Source organism: Bradyrhizobium sp. DN3, assembly GCF_041357655.1.
Lineage (GTDB): Bacteria > Pseudomonadota > Alphaproteobacteria > Rhizobiales > Xanthobacteraceae > Bradyrhizobium.
Map to the genome: position 1 here is coordinate 1 of NZ_JAULLN010000038.1, position 19,589 is coordinate 19,589.

The following is a 19,589-nucleotide window of genomic DNA, read 5'->3' on the forward strand; positions in this document are numbered from 1 at the left end:
GTGGGCGCCCGCGCGCCGTCCACCAGGGCCCCCCGGGGGGGGCACGCCGCTACTCCAAATTCGTATTGAACTCGTACGACTTGTCCGGCCCGATCAGCGTGAACTTCAGCGCCGCACCGTCGGGCTTGGCGCCCGGCGGCAGCCCCTCGAGCTCGAAGGAGAATCGCTTTACATCTGCCGGGCTGGGCTGGACCGGGGCCGGAATCGGCAGCGCCCAATCGGGCGTCGGCCCTTCCACGAACAGATTGACGTTGCGCGCGTCCGCCGGCGCGACCACGTCGACGACCACCTTGGTGGCGCCGTCACGCTTGACGTCGCGGATGGTGAGCGGGTTGGGGTCGCCGATATTGGCGGGTTTGGGGACGGTGTCGAGCGCTGCGCGCAGATTGGCGTCCTCGGTTGAGGCGACGCTGTTGAAGCCAAGCTCGGCGCGGGCCTCGACGGGGATGCAGAGCTTCTCGCACACGGCATAGTTGATCTCGGCGCGCAAGGTCACCGGCTTGTCGGCGGCCTTGGCGACGATGCGCAGGGGCAGCACGATCTGGTCGCGATAGCCGATCGAATGACCGCCCGCGCCGTCGTCGAACTTCAGCGGCGCCGGCCACATGACCGTCACCGCCTCGACATTGTCCGACTTGGAGAAGTCGAACCGCGGCGGAACGCCGGAGTCGCCGGGCGTACGCCAGTAGGTCTTCCAGCCTGGCTGGAGCTGGAAGGCGATACCGCCAAGCAGGACGGCGCCGCTGCGTGACCCCGCGACCAGCCGCACTGCGGAATGTCCGTCGCGTTGCCAGGGCGAAGCGTCGTCGGCACGGGCTGCGATGGCCAGCGACGACGCAAGCAGGGTTGTCGCGACGCCAATCGCCGCACGCAAGGGAACTATGCTGGACATGGCACGTCTTTACAGGGTGGCCCCGGGGCAAACCATTGAATTGCTTGTGATGGATGCATCTGAATCAAGTCTCTGCAAGCCTTGATTTGACAGCCGTCGGGCCCGACATCAGGATAGGAATTGAACCCGGAGTGCTTCACCATGGCTCCTACAGGCAAAAGGACGGGCGAGAGCACCCGCAGCGCAGGCCCCGCGCTCCCCAATTCGGCCGGCTATCTCGACGGCCGGCTCCTGATTGCGATGCCCGTGATGGGCGATCCCCGTTTCGAGCGCTCCGTGATCTATCTCTGTGCCCATTCTGCCGAAGGCGCGATGGGCATCATCGTCAATCACCCCGCCGGCTCCATCGACTTCCCCGAGCTCCTGATGCAGCTCGGCATCATCAAGAAGGGCGAGCACATCAAGCTGCCGGAAAATGCCGAAAGCATGAAAGTGCTGCGCGGCGGCCCGGTCGACACCGGGCGTGGCTTCGTGCTGCATTCCAGCGACTTCTACATTGAGAACGCGACGCTGCGGATCGACGAGGGCGTGTGCCTCACCGCGACCGTCGACATCCTGCGCGCGATCGCCAACGGCTCCGGCCCCAAGCACGCCATCCTCGCGCTCGGCTATGCCGGCTGGGCGCCGGGTCAGCTCGAGACCGAGATCCAGAGCAATGGCTGGCTGCATTGCGACGCCGACACTGACTTGATCTTCGGCGACGACGTCGACGACAAATACAACCGCGCCTTGCAGAAGATCGGCATCGATCCCGGCATGCTCTCCAACGAGGCCGGGCACGCGTAGCTTGGCGCGGCATCCTCGCGGTGTCGCGCCTCATCCTCCGCTGTCATGCCCCGGCTTGACCTGGCTTGACCGGGGCATCCAGTACGCCGCGGCGTATCGGCTCTATCACAACCATCTCGGTGTACTGGATCGCCCGGTCAAGCCGGGCGATGACACCGGTTGCGGAGTAGATCCTACTCCGCCGCCTGCTGCTGCACCGTCGGCTCGGTGCCGGCCACCGTCGCGCGGCGCATGTCGCGCGGTTGCGACTGGTCGTAGCGGCGGACGCGGTGCATGGTCTGGCGGTTGTCCCACATCACGAGATCATGCAGCTTCCATTTGTGGACGTAGACGAACTCTGCTTGCGTCGCGTGCTCGTTCAGATCGCGCAGCAGCAGCCGGCCCTCCGGCACGCTCATGCCGACGATCTTGCCGGCATGCGATGAGAGATACAGCGATTTGCGGCGATGCACGGGGTGCGTGCGCACCAGACGCTGCAGCACCGGCTTGAACATCTCCTTCTCGTCGTCGGTATATTCGGTGAAGCCGAGCGATCCGCGCGAATACATCAGCGAGTGCTCGCAGACGAGGTCCTCGATCTCCGCCTTGGTCTCGTCGTCGAGCGCGTCATAGGCGGCGCGCATGTCGGCGAATTCGGTGTTGCCGCCCTTCGGGTTCACCACGCGCGCGGACAGCAGCGAGAACTTTGCCGGAATCGGGCGGAACGAGCTGTCGGAATGCCACAGGCAATTGCCGAGGTTGAACAGATGCGCGCGGCTGTCCTTCGCCAGCGGCTTGCCGTCCTTGCCGAGATTCGAGACATCGTTCAGCCCGGACTGCAGCCGATAGTCCTTCTCCTTGGTAACGGTGCCGCCGCGCGCATCCTCGCGCTGGCCGAAATTCAGCGCGAACGCCATCTGCTGCTCGTCGGTGATGTCCTGATCGTGGAAGACCAGCACCGCGTATTTGTCCATGGCGGATTCGACCTCGCGCGCCTCCTCCGGCGTGAGCGGCTTTCGCAGGTCGAGGCCCGACACCTCACCGACGAAATGCTTCTGAAGCTGCCGGATGGCGATCGTCATGGCGTTTTCTCCCGCATCTGCGAGCGGTTTCCCCGCTCCGGTTGCGAAAAAAATGACTCCCGCGTCCGGCGATGTCAACGCGCCGCGCGCATGGCTCTCACGCGTTGCGCGCCATCAGCCCGCCGTCGACAGGGATCACCGCGCCGGTGAGGAAAGAGGCGGCCGGCAGGCACAGGCTGAGCGTCATATGCGCAACCTCTTCAGGATCGCCGTAACGGCCGAGCGCAGTGCGGCGCTTGGCGTAGATCGTCTTGTGCTCCTCGGAGATGCGATCGGTGATTGCCGTGCGGATCGGACCGGGACAGATGCAGTTGACGGTGATGCCCTCTCGGCCGAGCTCCACCGCAAGCGAACGGGTGAGGCTCGCGACGCCGCCCTTCGCCGCCGAATAGGGGCTATGCAATGCAGTGGCGCCGAGCGCCTCGGTCGAGGCGATGTTGACGATGCGCGGGCTCTTCGACTTGCGCAAATGCGGCAGCGCGGCGCGGATGACGCGCGGATGCGCCGTCAACATCACGGCGAGGCCCTTGGCCCATGCGTCCTCATAGGTCTCGTCGTCGATCGCGACACGCACCGAGATGCCGGCATTGTTGACGACGATGTCGAGCCCGCCGAAATGCGCCGCGACATCGCCGACCACGCGCTTGATCTCGCCGGCATCGGCAACATCGAGCTTCCACGCCTTCGCTGTCCCGCTGCTTGCCGAGATCTCCTTGGCGACCGCATCGGCGCCGCGCTCGTCATAATCGGTGACGGCGACGTTCGCACCCTCAGCGGCGAACACGCGCGCGGTTGCGCGTCCCATGCCGCTGGCTGCGCCGGTGAGGAGGACGGTCAGTCCCTTCACGGACCGGCTGAGCTGTTTGAATTCAGACATGCTGCTTCCTCGCGCCCTGCTTGTTCTTGTTATGATTGACAAGGCTGGCATCGATCCGCAGACAGGTCAAACAAGCAAAACAAGAGGGAGGCCGCAATGAACGAGCTCGATTTCTCAGGCAAGCAGGTGCTGGTGGTCGGCGGTTCCAGCGGCATCGGCAACGGCATCGCGCAGGCCTTTCTCGCCAGGGGTGCGCATGTCGCGGTTTGCGGCACGCGTGCTCGGCCTGCGGAATATTCCATCGAGGAAGGCTCCGATCTCACGGGTCTTGCCTACGCGCAGCTCGACGTCAGCGATGCCGGTGCGATCGAAGCGTTCAAACCGCCCTTCGAACGGCTCGACATCCTGGTGCTCGCGCAGGGCGCAGTGATCTATCGCCGCGGCGAATTCGAGATGGCGGGTTTCCGCAAGGTCGTCGAGGTCAACCTGATGAGCCTGATGGCGTGCGCGACGCGGTTTCATTCCATGCTGCGGGATGGGAAGGGCTCGCTGATCATGGTGTCCTCGACCGCGGCCTATCATTCCACCATGGGCAATCCAGCCTACAACGCCTCGAAGACCGGCGCGGTCGGATTGACGCGCACGCTGGGCGAGGCCTGGGCCGAGGACGGCATCCGCGTCAACGGCATCGCGCCCGGGCTCGTCGACACCAAGATGACGAAGGTAACCACCGACAATCCCAAGCGGCTCGAAGGCGCGCTGGCGCGCATTCCGCTGCGGCGATTGGGCACGCCGGCCGACATGGCGGGCGCGGCGCTGTTCCTGGCTTCGCCATTGTCGTCCTACATCGTCGGCCAGACGTTGGTCGTCGATGGCGGCCTAATCTTGTAGCCTGGATGAGCGAAGCGACATCCGGGACTTTGCTTGCGCCGTTCCCGGGTATCGCTGCGCTCACCCGGGCTACGCGTCCTACACTTTCTTAAGCGCAAGGAACTGCGCTGCTTCTGATCGGTTACTTCGGCTGATCACCGAGGAGGATTATCATGGACGCGGATCGGATCATTGGATCAGCCAAGGAAATGGCGGGCGGCGTGGAAGGCACCGTGGGCGAGATGGCGGGAGACGCAAAAACGCAGGCCTCAGGCAAGGCACGGGAAGCCGCGGGGACAGTGCAGAATCTATACGGCCAGGCGAAGGACGCAGCGCGCGAAGCCGCAGACACGGCGACCAGCTACGCCAAGGATGCCTATGAGGCGAGCGGCGATACGTTCCGCGACGGCTCGCAGGCGATTGCGCGGAAGGTGCATGACAACCCGCTCGGCGCGCTGCTGATTGCCGGCGGCATCGGCTTCGCGCTCGCGCTTCTGATGTCGCGCCCCGCGCGCCGCCCGCCGCCGCGCTGGCGCTATTACGGCTAACAGCCAAGCCAATCATTCCGGGGCGCGCGCTACGCGCTCCGGAATGACATCTCAAATCAAAAGAGAAAAATTACCGGAACATTTCGGCCGATCGCCCGACATTACCCGGCGGCCGCGGGATCGCGGGGTTCAGATTCGGATTGCGGGGGCCTGGGGGCGGCGCCAGTTGACGCGGTGGCTGCGGCGAGCCGAAGCCGAAGAAATCCCGGAATGACGGCGCTGCCTGTGCCGGCTGCTGCGGCGGGAGCTGCGGCTTCTTCGGCGCGAGTTTTGGCGGCGCGACCGCGGCGGCCGCTCCCGGTGAGCCGTGAGCAACGCTGCTCTCAGGCGTCGTCGCCGCCATCGGCGTATCGCCCTTGGCCTGCTCGCGGCCGACTTCGCGGCGCGGCCAGGCATAATCATCGGCACGGCCGGCCGGAGCGGTCAGCGGCTCGCCTTTCACCATCGTCTTCGCAGCGAGCGCATCGACGGCGGCGGGACGCGAGCCCGGCCCGCCCAGCAATTGATCGGTCGAGATCGAGGCCGCAACCAGCGGAACGATCGGGCCGGCCAGCGGCCGCGGCGCGGGCTTGCCGGGCTCGGCGCTGGTGTCGGGCGTCGCCGGCTCGCTCGGCAGCGCGATCGGGCCGGAGCGGCCCGCAAGCAGGCGCGTGATCTCGCGCTCGACATAGTGCGCGAGCTTGCGCGCGCCGGGTTTTGTGAAATAGACGCCATCAGAGCTGCGGAGCTGGCGAATCTGGCCCTCGAAGTCAGGACCCTTCTGAAGGAAGCGGCCGGCTTCATCGACAAAACCGTCCCAGACATCGACATAGGTGATGCCGGCCTTGGCTGCGCCTTCACGGTACAGCGAATCCAGGAATAGCATGTCCGCCGTGCCCTTCTGCCCGCGGATGGCGGGTAGGCCGACCCAGAGCACCGGAACGCCCTTGGCCTTGAGGACGTTGGCCAGCTCCTCGATCTTCTTGCCGTAGAGCTCGATCCAGCGCTCGTCGCGGAATTCGTAGAGACCATTCGGATTGCGCGCCGTCTTCTCCGGCGCGGCGGCCGCCGGCGTATCGGCGTTGTCGGCATCATCCTGCGGCAGGTCAGGATCCGCTGCGGGTTTGTCCTCAGGCTTGGCGGCGGCGTCGGGCTTGGCATCGCCGGGCTTGCCCGCTGGCTTGCCGCGCGCGCCCTTGTCGTTCTTCTTGTCCTTGTCAGAAGCCTTGTCCGACTTGTCGGCCGCAGGCTCGCGGATCGCGATGCGGTCGTTGAGGCCGAGCATGACGACGATGATTTCGGGCTTTTCGGTTTCGAGGATGCCTTTCGCCGCAGCCGCCCAATCCGAGGGCTCACCCTTCGGCTGGTACTTGATCAAGCCCGAGGTGGTCTTGTGCTTTCGGATCACGCCCATGTCGGGCTGCTCGGTGTAGGCGTCCTCGAGACCATAGGCGAGCCAGTCGGCCATGGCGTCGCCGATCACCAGCACGTTCTTGTCGGGGACGGTGTCGCGCTTGGCGGGCGCCGGCGCGCGCGAAAAATCCTGGCGCGGCGCCTGCGGCTGTTGCTGCTGGAATGGTGCGAAGAAGTCGCCGCCGAACCAGCCACCTCCACCGCCGCCGCGTGGTGGCGGCGGGGCCGCGCGCTGCGGCGGGCCGCCGAAGCCGGGGAAGTTGAAGAACTGCGCCGAGGCCGGGCCCGCGACCGACACCAGGATCGCAAGCGCCGTCCCCAGCGCGATCAGCGGGCCGGTCTCGGTCAGCGCCTTGAACAGGGACTTCTTCGACATGCGATCTCGGACACGCGCAACAGAATTGGAAGTGGCTTGGATATAATAACGGAATCAGGCGCCAAACGGGCAGATTCTCTCGCAGATTCTTCCGCCATACACCGGGGAACAGTCACCCAGGTCAAGGCTGCCTGCCAAAATCCCTGTTCAGGGTTACTTTCGGCGCGATTTACCGCCCGCGCAGCCGGTCCAGCACTTCGGACGACGCAAATCCGTCGGCGGGCACCCCGATCGAGGCCTGGAAGTTGCGCAGGGCCTCCCGGGTCTGGCCGCCGAACTGGCCATCCGGGGTGCCCTTGTAAAAGCCGCGCTGGGCCAGCAGCTGCTGCAGTTCCAGCCGCTCGGTACGCGACAGCTCCCGCTCCTGGCGCGGCCAGGGCTGCACGAAGGGCTGCCCCCCGCGCAGGCGGTCGGCGAAATGGCCGATCGCCAGCGCATAGGCCTCGGCCGGGTTGTACTTCATGATGACGCGGTAATTCTGCAGCATCAGGAAGCCCGGTCCCTGCGCGCCGGCCGGCGCGAGCAGATACGCCTTCTCCGCCGGATGCGGGAAGGACTGGTTGTTCGGACGCTTGAGCCCGAGCTTCTCCCACTGCGCGATCGTCATCGCCTTGGCGCGATCGGCCAGCATGTAGTTGAATCCCTCCGGCACAACGACTTCAAAGCCCCAGGTCTGGCCGGCCTGCCAGCCGTCCTTCTTCAGATTGTTGGCGGTGGATGCGATCAGGTCGGTGGGATTGTCGACGACGTCGCGCCGGCCGTCGCCGTCGCCGTCGACGGCAAAGCGCTTGAACGCGGTCGGCATGAACTGGGTCGGGCCGAAGGCGCCGGCCCAGGAGCCGCGCATCTGCTCAGGCCTGAGATCGCCGCGGTTGAGGATCTCCAGCGCGGAGAGGAATTCGTCCTTGAAATAGGCCTGGCGACGTCCGATGCAGGCGAGCGTCGCGGTCGATTGCAGCACGCTGCGGTCTCCCATCTGCGTCGAGTAGTTGGATTCGATGCCCCAGATCGAGGCGATGATGTAGCGGTCGACGCCGGTGGCCTTTTCGGTGGCGTCGAACTGCGCCTTGTATGTGGCGAGGATCTCGCGGCCCCTGGCGAGGCGGTTGTCGTTCACGAGGATGTCGAGATAGTCCCAGATCGACTTGGTGAACTCCGGCTGCGAATCCATGAGGTCCATGATGCGTAGGTCGGGTGAGAGCCCGGCCGTGAAGCGCTGGAAATTCTCCTGCGTGATGCCGCGCCGTGCGGCATCGGGCCACATCGCGGCGACGCAATTGTTGAAATTGCCGGCGGCCTCGCGGATCGCGGCCGCCGTCATCAGCGGATGGCCGGAGGCGCCGTCCTCGCCGCTCCAAGGTTGCGCACCGCCATTGCCGGGCGGGGCCTGCGAGGGGGCGGGATTGGGGCCGGAGAAGATGCCGCCGAACAGATTGGAGAGGCCGTTCTGCGCTTGCGCGTGCGCGCAAGCCGGCAGCAGCAAGGCCGCCGCAATCATCGTCGCGGCGGTCACGGAGCCAACCCGTCCTGCCAGTCGTGCCACTGATTGCATCATCTCCCACCCGTCGGCCTGAAATTCCGCCATCAGGAGGCCTGGTAGGCGTTGCCAATAGCTTAACAAAGGTGAAATTTTGGTGACGGCGTTTTTCTTAACTCTGACGGGGCGAGGCCCCACATCCGCCTTTGTTGGCGGCTGCAAACAGGCTAGCAAGATGCCATTGCTCCGTTCACGTCCTCAGGTATTCGATCGATCCCATGAAAATTCGCAAAGCCGTATTCCCCGTCGCCGGCCTCGGCACCCGCGTCCTGCCCGCCACCAAGGCGATGCCGAAGGAAATGCTGACCATCGTCGACAAGCCGCTGATCCAGTACGTCTATGACGAGGCGAGGGAGGCCGGCATCGAGCACTTCATCTTCGTCACCGGCCGCAACAAGAATGTCATCGAGGATCATTTCGACCGGATGTTCGAGCTCGATGCGACGCTGGCTGCGCGCGGCAAGAAGGGCGAGCAGGAGATCCTGGCGCAGAACCAGCCCGATGCCGGCGCCGTCAGCTTCACCCGCCAGCAAGCGCCGCTCGGCCTCGGTCACGCGGTCTGGTGCGCGCGCGACATCGTCGGCAACGAGCCGTTCGCGGTCGTGCTGCCGGACGAGCTCGTGCTCAACACGCCCGGCTGCCTGAAGCAGATGATCGAGATGGCGGCTTCGCTCGGCGAGAAATCCAATTTGGTCGCGGTCGAGGCGGTGCCCGACCATCTCACCCATCAATACGGCATCTGCGGCGTCGGCAAACGCACCGGCAAGATGTTCGAGGTCGACGGCATGGTCGAGAAGCCGGCCAAGGGCACTGCGCCCTCCAACCTCTCGATCACCGGTCGCTACATCCTCCAGCCGGAGATCTTCAAGATCCTGGAAACCCAGGAGCGCGGCGCCGGCGGCGAGATCCAGCTCACCGACGCCATGATCGGCCTCGCCAAGTCGCAAAAATTCTACGGCGTCGAGTTCGAGGGCGAACGCCACGATTGCGGCTCCAAGCCAGGCTTCCTCCGCGCCAACATCGCCTACGGCATGAAGCGCCCGGAGCTGCGCGATGGGCTGATCGCCGAGATGAAAAAGTATCTGGGGCAGTAGCTGCTCCGCGTCGTCCTGGACAAGCGCAGCGCCGATCCAGGACCCATTACCCCAAGACGGCGTTTGGCGAAGACGCGTGGTGATCAGCTCGCGCCACGACTCCTTCTTGGGGCAATGGGTCCTGGCCCCTCGTGCGCAATTGCGCACTAGGCCAGGACGACACGAGAATTAGGCACGCTACTCGCCGCCGATGACAGTCGCCTCACGCCACCAGCGACAGCTGCGGCAGGCTCGCGACCACCGACTGATTGCGCCCGCCGGCTTTCGCGGCATAGAGCGCCTTGTCGGCGGCGGCGACCAGGATCGACGGGTCCATGCCGGCGGTGGGGACGAGGCTGGCGATGCCGCAGGAGACCGTCGTGCTCGCCTGATCGTCGGACCAGCCCTGCACCTTGAGGCGAATCGTCTCGGCGACCTTGAAGGCGTCGGTGGCCGAAATGTTCGGCAGCAGCACGGCGAATTCCTCGCCACCATAGCGCGCGGCGCAGTCGCCGGCGCGGCTCACCGCGTCGGAGATGCAGATGGCGATGCCGACCAGCACCTGGTCGCCAGCCTGATGGCCGAACGTGTCGTTGTAGGCCTTGAAGTGATCGGCATCGATCATCAACAGCGCGACCGGCGTCTTCTGGCGCATGGCGCGGCGCCATTCGACGTCGATGACGGAATCGAACTTGCGACGGTTCTTCAGGCCGGTGAGCGCGTCCGTCGTCGCCATCTCCTCGAGCTTGCCCTCGGCCTCGGCGCGCCGGCCGATCTCGCGCGCGAGCACCAGCGTCGAGGCCAGCATGAACAGGATCAGCGCTAGCACCACGGCGCCGATGCGATAGGCCTCCCTCTGCCAGAGCTCGAACACGGCGGTCAGCGGCTTGCCTGCCACCACGAACATCGGACCTGTGCTGGTGCTGCGCACGTAGAGACGCGGGGTCGGGTCCACCGGACCCTGGCCGGCGTAGGATCCGCCGGCCTTGAGATTGTCGGCCTTCCAGTTCTGGCGCTCGTTCAAATTCCTGCCGATGATTTCGAGATCGAACGGCCGCCGCATCATGATGGTGCGGTCGCGCTTCAGCACGGTGATGGTGTCGTCGCGGTCGAGGTTCAGCCGCTCGAACAATTCGTGGAAATAGCTGAACCGGATCGAGCCGGCGACGACGCCCATGAAGCCGCCGTCGGTATCGCTGATGCGCCGGCTCAGCACGATGGAATAGGCGCCGCGAAACAGCATCGGACGGCTGATGAAGAGCCCGATGTCGGGGCTGTCGCGATGAACCCTGAAATAGTCCTCCTCGCTCCTGACCTCCGGCAGCGGATCGAGCGTGGAAGCGTCGATGGTCAGCCGGCCCTCGGTGTCGAACACCTGGATGGCGCCGAAATGCTTGGCGGTTATCGCATGGTCGAACAGGATCAGTTGACGGATCGGCTTCGACACCGTTGCGAGCTCCGGCAGCAACATGCTGCTGGCGACCGCCTTCAGTGACAGGTCGTAGATCTCGATGTTGCGGTTGACGTCGGACTCGATGGTCGTCGCCAAATTCTCCAGCGTCTGGCGGGCGAGCGCCTCCTCGCCGCGGCGCATGTCCAGCATCACGTTGACGCAAATGGCGGAGAAGCCGATCACCGTCACCACCGACGAGATGATCAGCAGCTTCGCCGAAATCCGCCACGGCCGGCGGGCCGTGACTTCGCGCCATCCAGACAGCATCGCTCGCTCCCGATCCTAGTGGATGCGCCCGAAAGCTTGAGTAGTGTTTAAGGCGGGACGGCGCTGCCGCAATGAGTTAAGAATCGGTTTATGCGGCGCACGGTTTTGGGCAGCCTCATGCAAGCGGGACGAGAGGACGATTGTGAACGACTACGGCGCGTTGCGCGACTATTTGATGCGGCAGAAGCAGGACGAGTTGGTGCTGAGCTTCGAGCAGATCGAGGAGATCATCGGCGCGGCCCTGCCGCGCGCGGCGCATCGCGCCTCCTGGTGGGACAGCCTGCGCAGCCCCGACATCCAGATGCCGCAACGCGAAGCCTGCCTCGCCGCCGGCTTCGTGGCGACGCGCATGCCCGACGGCCAGAGCGTGCGGTTCAAGAAGCAGAAGAGCGACCGGCGGCGATAGTGCGGCGGCACGCTGTCACCCTCCCCTGGAGGGGGAGGGTCGGCTCACATTGAGCGCAGCGAAATGTGAGTCGGGGTGGGGTGACGGTCTCTCCACCGATGCAGTGCCCGAGTGGAGAGATCACCCCACCCCGCTCGCGCTCCGCGCGATCGACCCTCCCCCTCCAGGAGAGGGTAAGAGAGCCTAGCTCGCCGCTTCCAGCCGCACTTCCGTGAGTAGCCGCATCGCGGCATCCGCGTCCATCGGCTCGCCGAAGGCGAAGCCTTGGGCGTATTCGCAGCCCATCTGGTAGAGCTCGACCGCGTCGGAATCGGTCTCGGCGCCCTCGGCCACCACGTCCATGCCGAGATCGTGCGCGAGCGCGATGATCGATTTCAGAATCACCGGGCGGGTGCCGCGGCTGGTGGTGCGCACGAACGACTGGTCGATCTTGATGGTGTCGAACGGGAAGCGCTGCAGATAGGCCAGCGAGGAATGGCCGGTGCCGAAATCGTCGAGCGAGAGCCCGGTGCCGAGCTCGCGGATCCGCGTCAGCATTTGCGCTGCGTGCTCCGGATTCTCCATCACCAGCGATTCCGTCAGTTCCAGCTTGAGCGTGCCGCGCGCCACCGAGGAGCGTGACAGCACGGTGCGGATGTCGTGGATCAGATCGTGGCGCAGCAATTGCCGCGACGACACGTTGACGGAGGCGAAGATCGGCTCGCGCGAGCGCATCGCGCGCTGCCACACCGCGAGCTGCTTTGCGGTCTGGTCGAGCACGAACATGCCGAGGTCGACGATCAGCCCAGTCTCTTCTGCGATGGTGATGAATTCCGACGGCGCCATGCGCCCGAGCTTCGGATGGTCCCAGCGCGCCAAGGCCTCGAAGCCCGCGATCGAACGATCCTCCAGCCGCACGATCGGCTGGTACAGGATCGTGATCTCCTTCCGCTCGATGGCGCGGCGCAATTCGCTCTCCAGCGTCAGCCGGTCGGTCTTCCGCGCACGCATCGCCGGCTTGTAGACGTCGATGCGATCGCCGCCGATGCGCTTGGAGTGATACATCGCAAGCTCGGCGTCCTTGATGATCTCATCCGTCAGTTGGGTCTGCGGATCAGACAAGGCGAGGCCGATCGAAGCCGTGAGGAATATCTCGCGGTCGTTGAACGCGATCGGCGCGCGGATGGTCTTGCGGATGGTCTCGGCGAAGGCGGTGATGCGGGCAGGGTCCTGCTCCGACAGCAGGATCAGGCCGAACTGGTCACCGGCGAGCCGGGCCAGCGTGTCCTGCGGCTTCAGGATGCGGGTGAGGCGGCGGGCGAGCGTCAGCAGGATGGAATCGCCGACCGCGATGCCGACGGAATCGTTGACCTGCTTGAAGCGGTCGAGGTCGATCACCATCAGCGTCGGCCGCAGCGTCGGCATGGTCTTGGCGAAATGCGCCACCGCACCCAGCCGGTCCATGAACAGTTTGCGGTTGGGCAGGCCGGTGAGGTTGTCATGCACGGAATCGTGCAGCAGACGTTCTTCCGCATTGCGCAGCTCGGTGACGTCGGTGAGGGTGCCGACCACGCGCGAGACCTCGCCGTCCGACCCGACCACCGGGCGCGCCTTCAGCGCGAACCACATGAAGTGGCCGTCCGGGGTGCGCAGGCGGAAATCCTGCACCAGGCGGCCGCGGCGCTGGTCGAGCACGCTGTCGAGCGCGGCGCGGAAACGGTCCTGGTCGAGCGGATGCAGTACTTCGAGCCAGGACGCGGCCGGCCCCTCCAGCGTGCCGCGCTTGAGGCCGAGCAGGGCTTCGGTCTCGGGGCTGGTGAAGACTTTGTCGGCGGATACGTCCCAGTCCCAGATCAGATCGCCGGAGCCGGCCAGCGCCAGTGCGCGCCGCTCGATGTCGGAGACGACGCCGGTCGAGGCGCCGCCGCCGGCGAAGGCATGCTGCATCACCGTGAAGCCGATCAGCATCACGATCAGCACGAGGCCGCCAAGCAGGGCCGGGCCGACGATGTCGTTGGTGACGGAGCCGGCGACCGTCATGCCGGCCGCGACCACCCACACCACCAGCAGGAACCAGGTCGGAATCAGCAGCACCGCGCGGTCGAAGCCATGGGTGGAGAGATAGACGATCAGCGCGAAGCCGGCGAAGGCGATCAGCACCAGCGAGATGCGCGCGATGCCGGAGGCCACCGCGGGATCGAACAGCGCCAGCGCGACGAGCGAGCCGAGGAACGCCAGCCAGCCCACGGTGATATGCGAATAGCGCACATGCCAGCGGCTCAAATTGAGATAGGCAAACAGGAACACCAATAGCGTCGCCGCCAGGATCGCTTCACCGGCCGCGCGCCAGATGCGCTCGGCGTTGTTCGACATGTCGAGCACCTTGCCCCAGAAGCCGAAATCGACGCCGATATAGACCAGCACCGCCCAGGCCAGCGCCGCGGCTGCCGGAAACATGATGCTGCCCTTCACCACGAACAGGATGGTCAGTACCAGTGCGAGCAAGCCGGAGATGCCGATCACGATGCCCTGATAGAGCGTGAAGGAGTTGACCTTGTCCTTGTAGGCTTCCGGCTCCCACAGATAGAGCTGCGGCAGCTTGTCGGTGCGCAGCTCGGCGACGAAGGTGACAACGGCTCCCGGATCGAGCGTGATGCGGAAGACGTCGGCGGTTGCGCTTTCCTGACGTTCGGGCCGGTCGCCGATCGAAGGCGTGATGGTGGCGATACGCGACAGGCCGAGGTCGGGCCACAGCAGCCCTGAGGAGACGATGCGGTAATGCGGGGCGACGATCAGGCGGTCGAGCTGGTCGTCGGTGTTGTTGGCGAGCGCGAACACCACCCAGTTCTGGCCACCTTCGCGGGCGCGCACCTCGATGCGGCGGACGATGCCGTCGGTGCCGGGCGCGGTCGAGACCTGGATGCGATCGGCGTCGCTGCGCTGATGCTCGAGCACGCCGGTGAGGTCGATCGCGGGCGCGTCACTGCGAACGCTGACAGCGTCGAGCGCGCGTGCAGGGGACGCGGCAACGAGCATCATGAGGCCCAGCGCGATGGGCGCGAGGCACCTGAGCAGACGCAAGGTCAGTTCTCCGCGTTCGACGCAAACTTCGAGTGCAAGGCGATTTCAGACCGGACGGAACGGGTTCGGTGCGTCGCGATAGATGCCACGAAAGCGAGGAAAATCAAAGGGTTTCCGCCCTGTCCCTGTGGGCCGGCGGCCTACACCTCCAACACAATTTTGCCAATATGTGCGCTGGTCTCCATGCGCCGGTGGGCGTCGGCTGCCTTTTCCAGCGGGAAAGTGCTGTCCATCAGCGGCTTGATGCGGCCTTCACGCAAAAGCGGCATCACTTTCGCCTCAATCGCGGCCACCATCGCCGCCTTGTCCGCATTACTACGGGGCCGCAGCGTCGAGCCGGTATGGGTCAGGCGCTTCACCATCACCTTGGCAATGTTGACGTTGACCTTCGGCCCGTTGAGCGTCGCGATCTGGACGATGCGGCCGTCGACCGCGGCGGCATCATAGTTGCGATCGACATAGTCGCCGGCGACCATGTCGAGGATCAGATTGACGCCGACCTTGTTGGTCTCTTCCTTGACCACGGCGACGAAGTCTTCGCTCTTGTAGTTGATGGCGCGGTCGGCACCCAGCTTGAGGCAGGCATCGATCTTGTCCTGCGATCCCACCGTAACGAACACCTTCGCGCCGAACGCTTTGGCAAGCTGGATCGCCATGGTGCCGATGCCTGAGGAGCCGCCATGGATCAGCAGCGTCTCGCCGGCCTTGAGACCGCCGCGCTCGAACACGTTGTGCCAGACCGTCATCAGGGTTTCCGGCAGCGCGCCGGCTTCCTTGATCGACAGCGCCGGCGGCACGCTCATGGCCTGGGCGTCCTGGGCGATGCAGTACTGCGCATAGCCGCCGCCGGCGACGAGCGACATCACCTTGTCGCCGATCTTGTGCCGCTTGGCATTGCTGCCCACGGCCACCACTTCGCCGGCAATCTCCAGGCCCGGCAGGTCGCTGGCGCCGGGCGGCGGCGGATAGGCGCCGGAGCGCTGCGCGACGTCGGGCCGGTTGACGCCGGCGGCCTCGACCTTGACCAGGATCTCGTCGGGCCCGGGCTGCGGCACGGTGCGTTGTTCCGGCACCAGCACCTCCGGTCCGCCGTGCCGGGAGATGGCGACCACGGTCATTTGCGCGGGCAGCTTGTCCATGATGTGTCCTTGAGCAAAGGTGCGGGATGGAATGAGGCCATTGCTTAGCCAGCGCGCTCCAAGCTGGCAACCTCGGCCTGCTAGATCGCGCGAACGCAGGAGGAACGACGATGCCGACGGAAGACGACGACCGCCCGCGCAAGAAGATCAGCCATGAAATCGGACAGGATCTCTCACTATTGTCGGTGGAGGAGCTGACCGAGCGCGTGACGCTTCTGAAAACCGAGATCGCAAGATTGGAAGAAGCCGCCACCAAGAAGCGCGCCTCGCGCGATGCGGCGAACAGTTTTTTCAAGTCGTAGTTGCCACAGCCGTCGTCCCGGCGAAGGCCGGGACCCATACTCCGTGCAAGCAGTTTGGCGAAGACTCGGAGTTACCAGCTCGCGCGACAACCACTCCCTGTGGTTATGGGTCCCGGCCTTCGCCGGGACGACGTGGAGAGTTTGTTCCCCCGCACACTCGGCCACTGGCCGAGATGGCTAACGAACTCTCAAAAATTTAGCTCGTTTACGGTCGATTAAGCTTTCGGGTTTATGACTGGAACCGTCCTCGTTTGGACACCGAGTGGCTCCTGTCCACTCTGTTTGACGCCTCCCTGTTATCAACTTTCAAAGCCGCCGGTCTCCGGCGGCTCTTTTTTTGCCTCCACCTCGCTTTTTGCGTCTCCTTGCGGTTGAATTGCTGGCAATGACCCGCGGAAACCATATCCGCGCTTGTCGCTGGACTCCGCGCTCCCAGCGCGCAATGATTTGTTCATCATAAGCCGGCGCCAAGCCGGAGAGTCAGACAGTTGCGTAAGGGGCGTTAACCATGGAACGTTTGCAGGCCGACGGCGCTCTCGTTCAACTCAGCGAGCGGTTCACCAATTCTGCGGCGTTCAGCGTCCTGTTCCGCGAGGGCATGGACCTCGTCGAGGAAACCGCCGCCTATCTCGACGGCGCCGGCCGCACGGAGGCCAAGGCACTCGATCGTGCCGTCAGCCTGACTTATGCGACCGAAAGCATGCGTCTCACCACGCGCCTGATGCAGCTCGCCTCGTGGCTGCTGCTGCACCGCGCGGTGAAGGAAGGCGAGATGACACTGAGCCAGGCCAATCGCGAGAAGACCAAGGTCAAGCTCTCCGCCGCCGATCCCGGCCCCGCCGACACCATCGAGAAGCTGCCCTCGCAGCTCCAGGATCTGATCCACCGCTCGATGAGCCTTCAGACCCGCGTCCGCCGTCTCGACACCACCATCCACACCCCGCCGGCCGAGCACGTCCCGATCGGCAACCCGCTGGTGCCGCACCTGAACGCGCTGAAGGCCGCGTTCGAGCGGTAGAGTCTCCGCCCGCGTCATTGCGAGCGAAGCGAAGCAATCCAGAATCCCTCCGCGGAGACAGCCTAGATTGCTTCGTCGCAAGAGCTCCTCGCAATGACGGCCCCCAAAACTAAAACGCCCCTGGTCTCCCAGGGGCGTTTTTCGTCGCAGCCTTGCGGCCGGATCAATCCTTTTTGAGGAAGCCCGAAAACTTCTTCTGGAAGCGCGAGACGCGGCCGCCGCGGTCCATGATCTGGGCGTTGCCGCCGGTCCAGGCCGGGTGCGATTTCGGGTCGATGTCGAGGTTCAGCGTGTCGCCTTCCTTGCCCCAGGTCGAGCGGGTCAGGTACTCGGTTCCGTCGGTCATGACGACCTTAATCGTATGATAGTTCGGGTGAATTTCGGCTTTCATGGCAATTCCTCGGCGCCCGGGCGCCTCTTGGGTGGCTAGCGAATGACGGATTTGGCCGGCTCTATACCTCACGAACCCCCGCAAAACAAGCCATATGCCGGCTGGTGAACCGGGCTTGCCCCTAAGGGACATCCCGGATTTGCCACTCCCGTTGCACCAGCCTATTGGGAGCAAACGAATGCAATGGGTCGGATCTCATGAGCGCAGTGGAACGGCTTGATGAACAGTATGTTCAGCCTGAAATGAATTCCCAAGTGAATTCCGCCGATACCCCGTCGATCGAGGCCGATCTGATCGAGCAGCCCGCCAAGGGCCGCGCCAAACTCCGGCCGCTGCTCGCGCTCGCGCCTTATGTGAGCCGCTATCGCGGCCGCGCCGCACTGGCCTTCGTCGCGCTGACGATCGCGGCACTGACCACGCTGCTGGTGCCGGTCGCGGTGCGCCGGATGATTGATTTCGGCCTGACGCCCGAGGGCATCGAGCTGATCAACAGCTACTTCTCGGTAATGCTCGCGGTGGTCGCCGTGCTCGCGATGGCGAGCGCCGCGCGCTACTACCTCGTGATGACGATCGGCGAGCGCATCGTCGCCGACCTCAGGCGCGACGTCTTCGGCCACCTGTTGTCGCTCTCGCCGACCTTCTTCGACTCCGCGCGCAGCGGCGAGCTGATCTCGCGTCTCACCGCCGACACCACCCAGATCAAATCCGCCGTCGGCGCCTCGGTGTCGATCGCGCTGCGCAATCTCATGATGTTCCTTGGCGCCGCCGCGATGATGGTGATCACCAGCCCGAAATTGTCGGGCTTCGTGCTGCTGGCGATACCCTTGATCGTGCTGCCGCTGGTGGCGTTCGGACGCTGGGTGCGGCGGCTGTCGCGCAATGCGCAGGACACGCTCGCCGACGCCTCCGCCTATGCGGGCGAGCTGGTCGGCGCGATCCGCACCGTGCAGGCCTATACCAGCGAGCAGTTCGCCGAAAAGCGCTTCGGCGGCAATGTCGAGCAGGCCTATGAGGCGGCGCGTACCTCGACCCAGGCCCGCGCCGTGCTCACCGCCATCATCATCTTCATCGTATTCGCAAGCGTGGTCGCGATCCTCTGGATCGGCTCGCATGACGTGCTCACCGGTGCGATCACGCCGGGCCGGCTCGGTCAGTTCGTGCTTTATGCGGTGTTCGCCGCGGCGGGCCTCGGCCAGCTCAGCGAGGTCTGGGGCGAGGTATCGGCGGCCTCGGGCGCGGCCGAGCGCCTGTTCGAGATCTTGCATGTCAGTCCTGAGATCACCGCGCCTGCGTCGCCGCGCGCACTGCCGGTGCCGCCGCGCGGCGAGGTCGGGTTCGATCGGGTCAGCTTCGCCTATCCGGCGCGGCCCGATGTCAAGGTGCTTGACGCGGTGTCGTTCACCGTGCGCCCCGGCGAGAAGGTTGCGATCGTCGGCCCCTCCGGCGCCGGCAAGAGCACCATCCTTCATCTGCTGCTGCGCTTCTACGATCCGCGCAGCGGCGCGATCGCGCTCGATGGCGTGCCGGTCAGGTCCGCCGACCCGCGCGATGTCCGCGCTCGCATCGCGCTGGTGCCGCAGGAATCTGTGGTGTTCGCGGCATCCGCTCGCGAGAACATCCGGTTCGGTCGTCCCGATGCCACTGATGCCGAGGTCGAGCGGGCCGCCGAGCTCGCGCATGCCGCCGAGTTCATCCGCCGCCTGCCCGAAGGCTTCGAGACAGCGCTCGGCGAGCGCGGTGTGACGCTCTCCGGCGGCCAGCGCCAGCGCATCGCCATCGCCCGCGCCATCTTGCGCGATGCGCCGCTGCTGCTGCTCGATGAAGCCACCTCCGCGCTCGATGCCGAAAGCGAGACGCTGGTGCAGACCGCGCTGGAAGAGCTGATGCGCCACCGCACCACGCTGGTGATCGCACATCGCCTCGCTACCGTGCTGTCCTGCGACCGCATCCTGGTGATGGATCAGGGCAGGATCGTCGAACAGGGCACGCATGCCGAGCTGGTCGCCGCGAACGGCCTCTATGCGCGGCTGGCGAGGTTGCAGTTCGAGGGGGCGTGAGGCGTTCGGAACGTTGCCAAAATCGCGACAGTGAGAGTGTTGCGAGCACGTTCTACAATCTCGTCATTGCGAGCGAAGCGAAGCAATCCAGAATGTCTCCGCGGAGAGACTCTGGATTGCTTCGTCGCAAGAGCTCCTCGCAAT

At 65.2% G+C, this 19,589-nt stretch carries 17 protein-coding genes; 8 read left to right on the forward strand and 9 right to left on the reverse strand.

Annotation, left to right across the window (positions count from 1 at the left end; genetic code table 11):
- Positions 1-49: 49 nt before the first annotated feature.
- A complete protein-coding gene (locus tag AAE027_RS35305) occupies positions 50-892 on the reverse strand; it encodes a protein-disulfide reductase DsbD domain-containing protein (protein WP_370990517.1) in 843 nt (280 codons plus the stop codon).
- A 141-nt stretch (positions 893-1,033) separates the two neighbouring features.
- Here AAE027_RS35305 and AAE027_RS35310 point away from each other — a divergent pair, with 141 nt between their 5' ends.
- Positions 1,034-1,678 (forward strand): YqgE/AlgH family protein, encoded by a 645-nt coding sequence (locus tag AAE027_RS35310; protein ID WP_091881355.1) that lies wholly within the window; start codon positions 1,034-1,036, stop codon positions 1,676-1,678.
- Between the two features lie 173 nt (positions 1,679-1,851).
- On the opposite strand, the gene AAE027_RS35315 is transcribed toward AAE027_RS35310, so the two are convergent.
- Together AAE027_RS35315 and AAE027_RS35320 are read right to left on the reverse strand one after the other, a co-directional pair.
- Complete coding sequence (locus tag AAE027_RS35315; RefSeq protein ID WP_370990518.1) at positions 1,852-2,739, reverse strand: TauD/TfdA dioxygenase family protein; 888 nt, start codon at positions 2,737-2,739, stop codon at positions 1,852-1,854.
- Positions 2,740-2,836: 97 nt separating this feature from the next.
- The gene (locus AAE027_RS35320) at positions 2,837-3,616 is read right to left on the reverse strand and encodes an SDR family NAD(P)-dependent oxidoreductase (protein ID WP_370990519.1); all 780 of its coding nucleotides are present in this window, start codon (positions 3,614-3,616) and stop codon (positions 2,837-2,839) included.
- A gap of 96 nt (positions 3,617-3,712) precedes the next feature.
- On the opposite strand from AAE027_RS35320, the gene AAE027_RS35325 reads away from it, so the two are divergent.
- Positions 3,713-4,447, forward strand: a complete 735-nt coding sequence (locus AAE027_RS35325) for an SDR family NAD(P)-dependent oxidoreductase (RefSeq protein ID WP_370990520.1) — start codon at positions 3,713-3,715, stop codon at positions 4,445-4,447.
- A gap of 152 nt (positions 4,448-4,599) precedes the next feature.
- Positions 4,600-4,974, forward strand: a complete 375-nt coding sequence (locus AAE027_RS35330) for a CsbD family protein (RefSeq protein WP_091881369.1) — start codon at positions 4,600-4,602, stop codon at positions 4,972-4,974.
- A 70-nt stretch (positions 4,975-5,044) separates the two neighbouring features.
- On the opposite strand, the gene AAE027_RS35335 is transcribed toward AAE027_RS35330, so the two are convergent.
- Positions 5,045-6,742: an SGNH/GDSL hydrolase family protein gene (locus tag AAE027_RS35335; protein WP_370990521.1), complete on the reverse strand. Its 1,698-nt coding sequence runs from the start codon at positions 6,740-6,742 to the stop codon at positions 5,045-5,047.
- Between the two features lie 169 nt (positions 6,743-6,911).
- Positions 6,912-8,297: a lytic murein transglycosylase gene (locus AAE027_RS35340; RefSeq protein ID WP_370990553.1), complete on the reverse strand. Its 1,386-nt coding sequence runs from the start codon at positions 8,295-8,297 to the stop codon at positions 6,912-6,914.
- Between the two features lie 200 nt (positions 8,298-8,497).
- Between AAE027_RS35340 and AAE027_RS35345 the strand changes: the two genes are divergently transcribed.
- A complete protein-coding gene (locus AAE027_RS35345) occupies positions 8,498-9,373 on the forward strand; it encodes a UTP--glucose-1-phosphate uridylyltransferase (protein WP_091881382.1) in 876 nt (291 codons plus the stop codon).
- Positions 9,374-9,575: 202 nt separating this feature from the next.
- Here AAE027_RS35345 and AAE027_RS35350 read toward each other — a convergent pair whose 3' ends face one another.
- Positions 9,576-11,072 (reverse strand): sensor domain-containing diguanylate cyclase, encoded by a 1,497-nt coding sequence (locus AAE027_RS35350; RefSeq protein WP_370990522.1) that lies wholly within the window; start codon positions 11,070-11,072, stop codon positions 9,576-9,578.
- Between the two features lie 142 nt (positions 11,073-11,214).
- On the opposite strand from AAE027_RS35350, the gene AAE027_RS35355 reads away from it, so the two are divergent.
- Positions 11,215-11,478, forward strand: a complete 264-nt coding sequence (locus AAE027_RS35355; RefSeq protein WP_370990523.1) for a DUF7662 domain-containing protein — start codon at positions 11,215-11,217, stop codon at positions 11,476-11,478.
- Positions 11,479-11,661: 183 nt separating this feature from the next.
- Here AAE027_RS35355 and AAE027_RS35360 read toward each other — a convergent pair whose 3' ends face one another.
- Together AAE027_RS35360 and AAE027_RS35365 are read right to left on the reverse strand one after the other, a co-directional pair.
- Positions 11,662-14,538 carry an EAL domain-containing protein gene (locus AAE027_RS35360; protein WP_176945377.1) on the reverse strand — a complete coding sequence of 959 codons (2,877 nt, stop codon included), beginning with the start codon at positions 14,536-14,538 and terminating at the stop codon, positions 11,662-11,664.
- A gap of 140 nt (positions 14,539-14,678) precedes the next feature.
- Entirely contained in the window at positions 14,679-15,677 is a 999-nt protein-coding gene (locus tag AAE027_RS35365) for an NAD(P)H-quinone oxidoreductase (RefSeq protein WP_370990524.1), read from the reverse strand.
- 110 nt (positions 15,678-15,787) lie between these two features.
- On the opposite strand from AAE027_RS35365, the gene AAE027_RS35370 reads away from it, so the two are divergent.
- Positions 15,788-15,979: a DUF1192 domain-containing protein gene (locus AAE027_RS35370; RefSeq protein ID WP_128945104.1), complete on the forward strand. Its 192-nt coding sequence runs from the start codon at positions 15,788-15,790 to the stop codon at positions 15,977-15,979.
- Positions 15,980-16,487: 508 nt separating this feature from the next.
- Positions 16,488-16,997, forward strand: coding sequence for a protease adaptor protein RcdA (gene rcdA / locus AAE027_RS35375; RefSeq protein ID WP_091881399.1), 510 nt, complete (start codon positions 16,488-16,490; stop codon positions 16,995-16,997).
- A 163-nt stretch (positions 16,998-17,160) separates the two neighbouring features.
- Here the strand turns inward: rcdA and rpmE are convergent, their stop codons facing one another.
- On the reverse strand, positions 17,161-17,388 hold the full coding sequence (gene rpmE / locus AAE027_RS35380; protein WP_025034016.1) for a 50S ribosomal protein L31: 228 nt from the start codon (positions 17,386-17,388) through the stop codon (positions 17,161-17,163).
- A 197-nt stretch (positions 17,389-17,585) separates the two neighbouring features.
- On the opposite strand from rpmE, the gene AAE027_RS35385 reads away from it, so the two are divergent.
- Positions 17,586-19,445, forward strand: coding sequence for an ABC transporter ATP-binding protein/permease (locus tag AAE027_RS35385; protein ID WP_370990525.1), 1,860 nt, complete (start codon positions 17,586-17,588; stop codon positions 19,443-19,445).
- Positions 19,446-19,589: the final 144 nt, after the last annotated feature.

Excerpts from the sequence above, each read along its gene's own strand:
- AAE027_RS35305 (WP_370990517.1), bottom strand. The coding sequence starts at position 892 with ATGTCCAGCATAGTTCCCTTGCGTGCGGCGATTGGCGTCGCGACAACC.
- AAE027_RS35310 (WP_091881355.1), top strand. The coding sequence starts at position 1,034 with ATGGCTCCTACAGGCAAAAGGACGGGCGAGAGCACCCGCAGCGCAGGC.
- AAE027_RS35315 (WP_370990518.1), bottom strand. The coding sequence starts at position 2,739 with ATGACGATCGCCATCCGGCAGCTTCAGAAGCATTTCGTCGGTGAGGTG.
- AAE027_RS35320 (WP_370990519.1), bottom strand. The coding sequence starts at position 3,616 with ATGTCTGAATTCAAACAGCTCAGCCGGTCCGTGAAGGGACTGACCGTC.
- AAE027_RS35325 (WP_370990520.1), top strand. The coding sequence starts at position 3,713 with ATGAACGAGCTCGATTTCTCAGGCAAGCAGGTGCTGGTGGTCGGCGGT.
- AAE027_RS35330 (WP_091881369.1), top strand. The coding sequence starts at position 4,600 with ATGGACGCGGATCGGATCATTGGATCAGCCAAGGAAATGGCGGGCGGC.
- AAE027_RS35335 (WP_370990521.1), bottom strand. The coding sequence starts at position 6,742 with ATGTCGAAGAAGTCCCTGTTCAAGGCGCTGACCGAGACCGGCCCGCTG.
- AAE027_RS35340 (WP_370990553.1), bottom strand. The coding sequence starts at position 8,297 with ATGATGCAATCAGTGGCACGACTGGCAGGACGGGTTGGCTCCGTGACC.
- AAE027_RS35345 (WP_091881382.1), top strand. The coding sequence starts at position 8,498 with ATGAAAATTCGCAAAGCCGTATTCCCCGTCGCCGGCCTCGGCACCCGC.
- AAE027_RS35350 (WP_370990522.1), bottom strand. The coding sequence starts at position 11,072 with ATGCTGTCTGGATGGCGCGAAGTCACGGCCCGCCGGCCGTGGCGGATT.
- AAE027_RS35365 (WP_370990524.1), bottom strand. The coding sequence starts at position 15,677 with ATGGACAAGCTGCCCGCGCAAATGACCGTGGTCGCCATCTCCCGGCAC.
- AAE027_RS35370 (WP_128945104.1), top strand. The coding sequence starts at position 15,788 with ATGCCGACGGAAGACGACGACCGCCCGCGCAAGAAGATCAGCCATGAA.
- rcdA (WP_091881399.1), top strand. The coding sequence starts at position 16,488 with ATGGAACGTTTGCAGGCCGACGGCGCTCTCGTTCAACTCAGCGAGCGG.
- rpmE (WP_025034016.1), bottom strand. The coding sequence starts at position 17,388 with ATGAAAGCCGAAATTCACCCGAACTATCATACGATTAAGGTCGTCATG.
- AAE027_RS35385 (WP_370990525.1), top strand. The coding sequence starts at position 17,586 with ATGAGCGCAGTGGAACGGCTTGATGAACAGTATGTTCAGCCTGAAATG.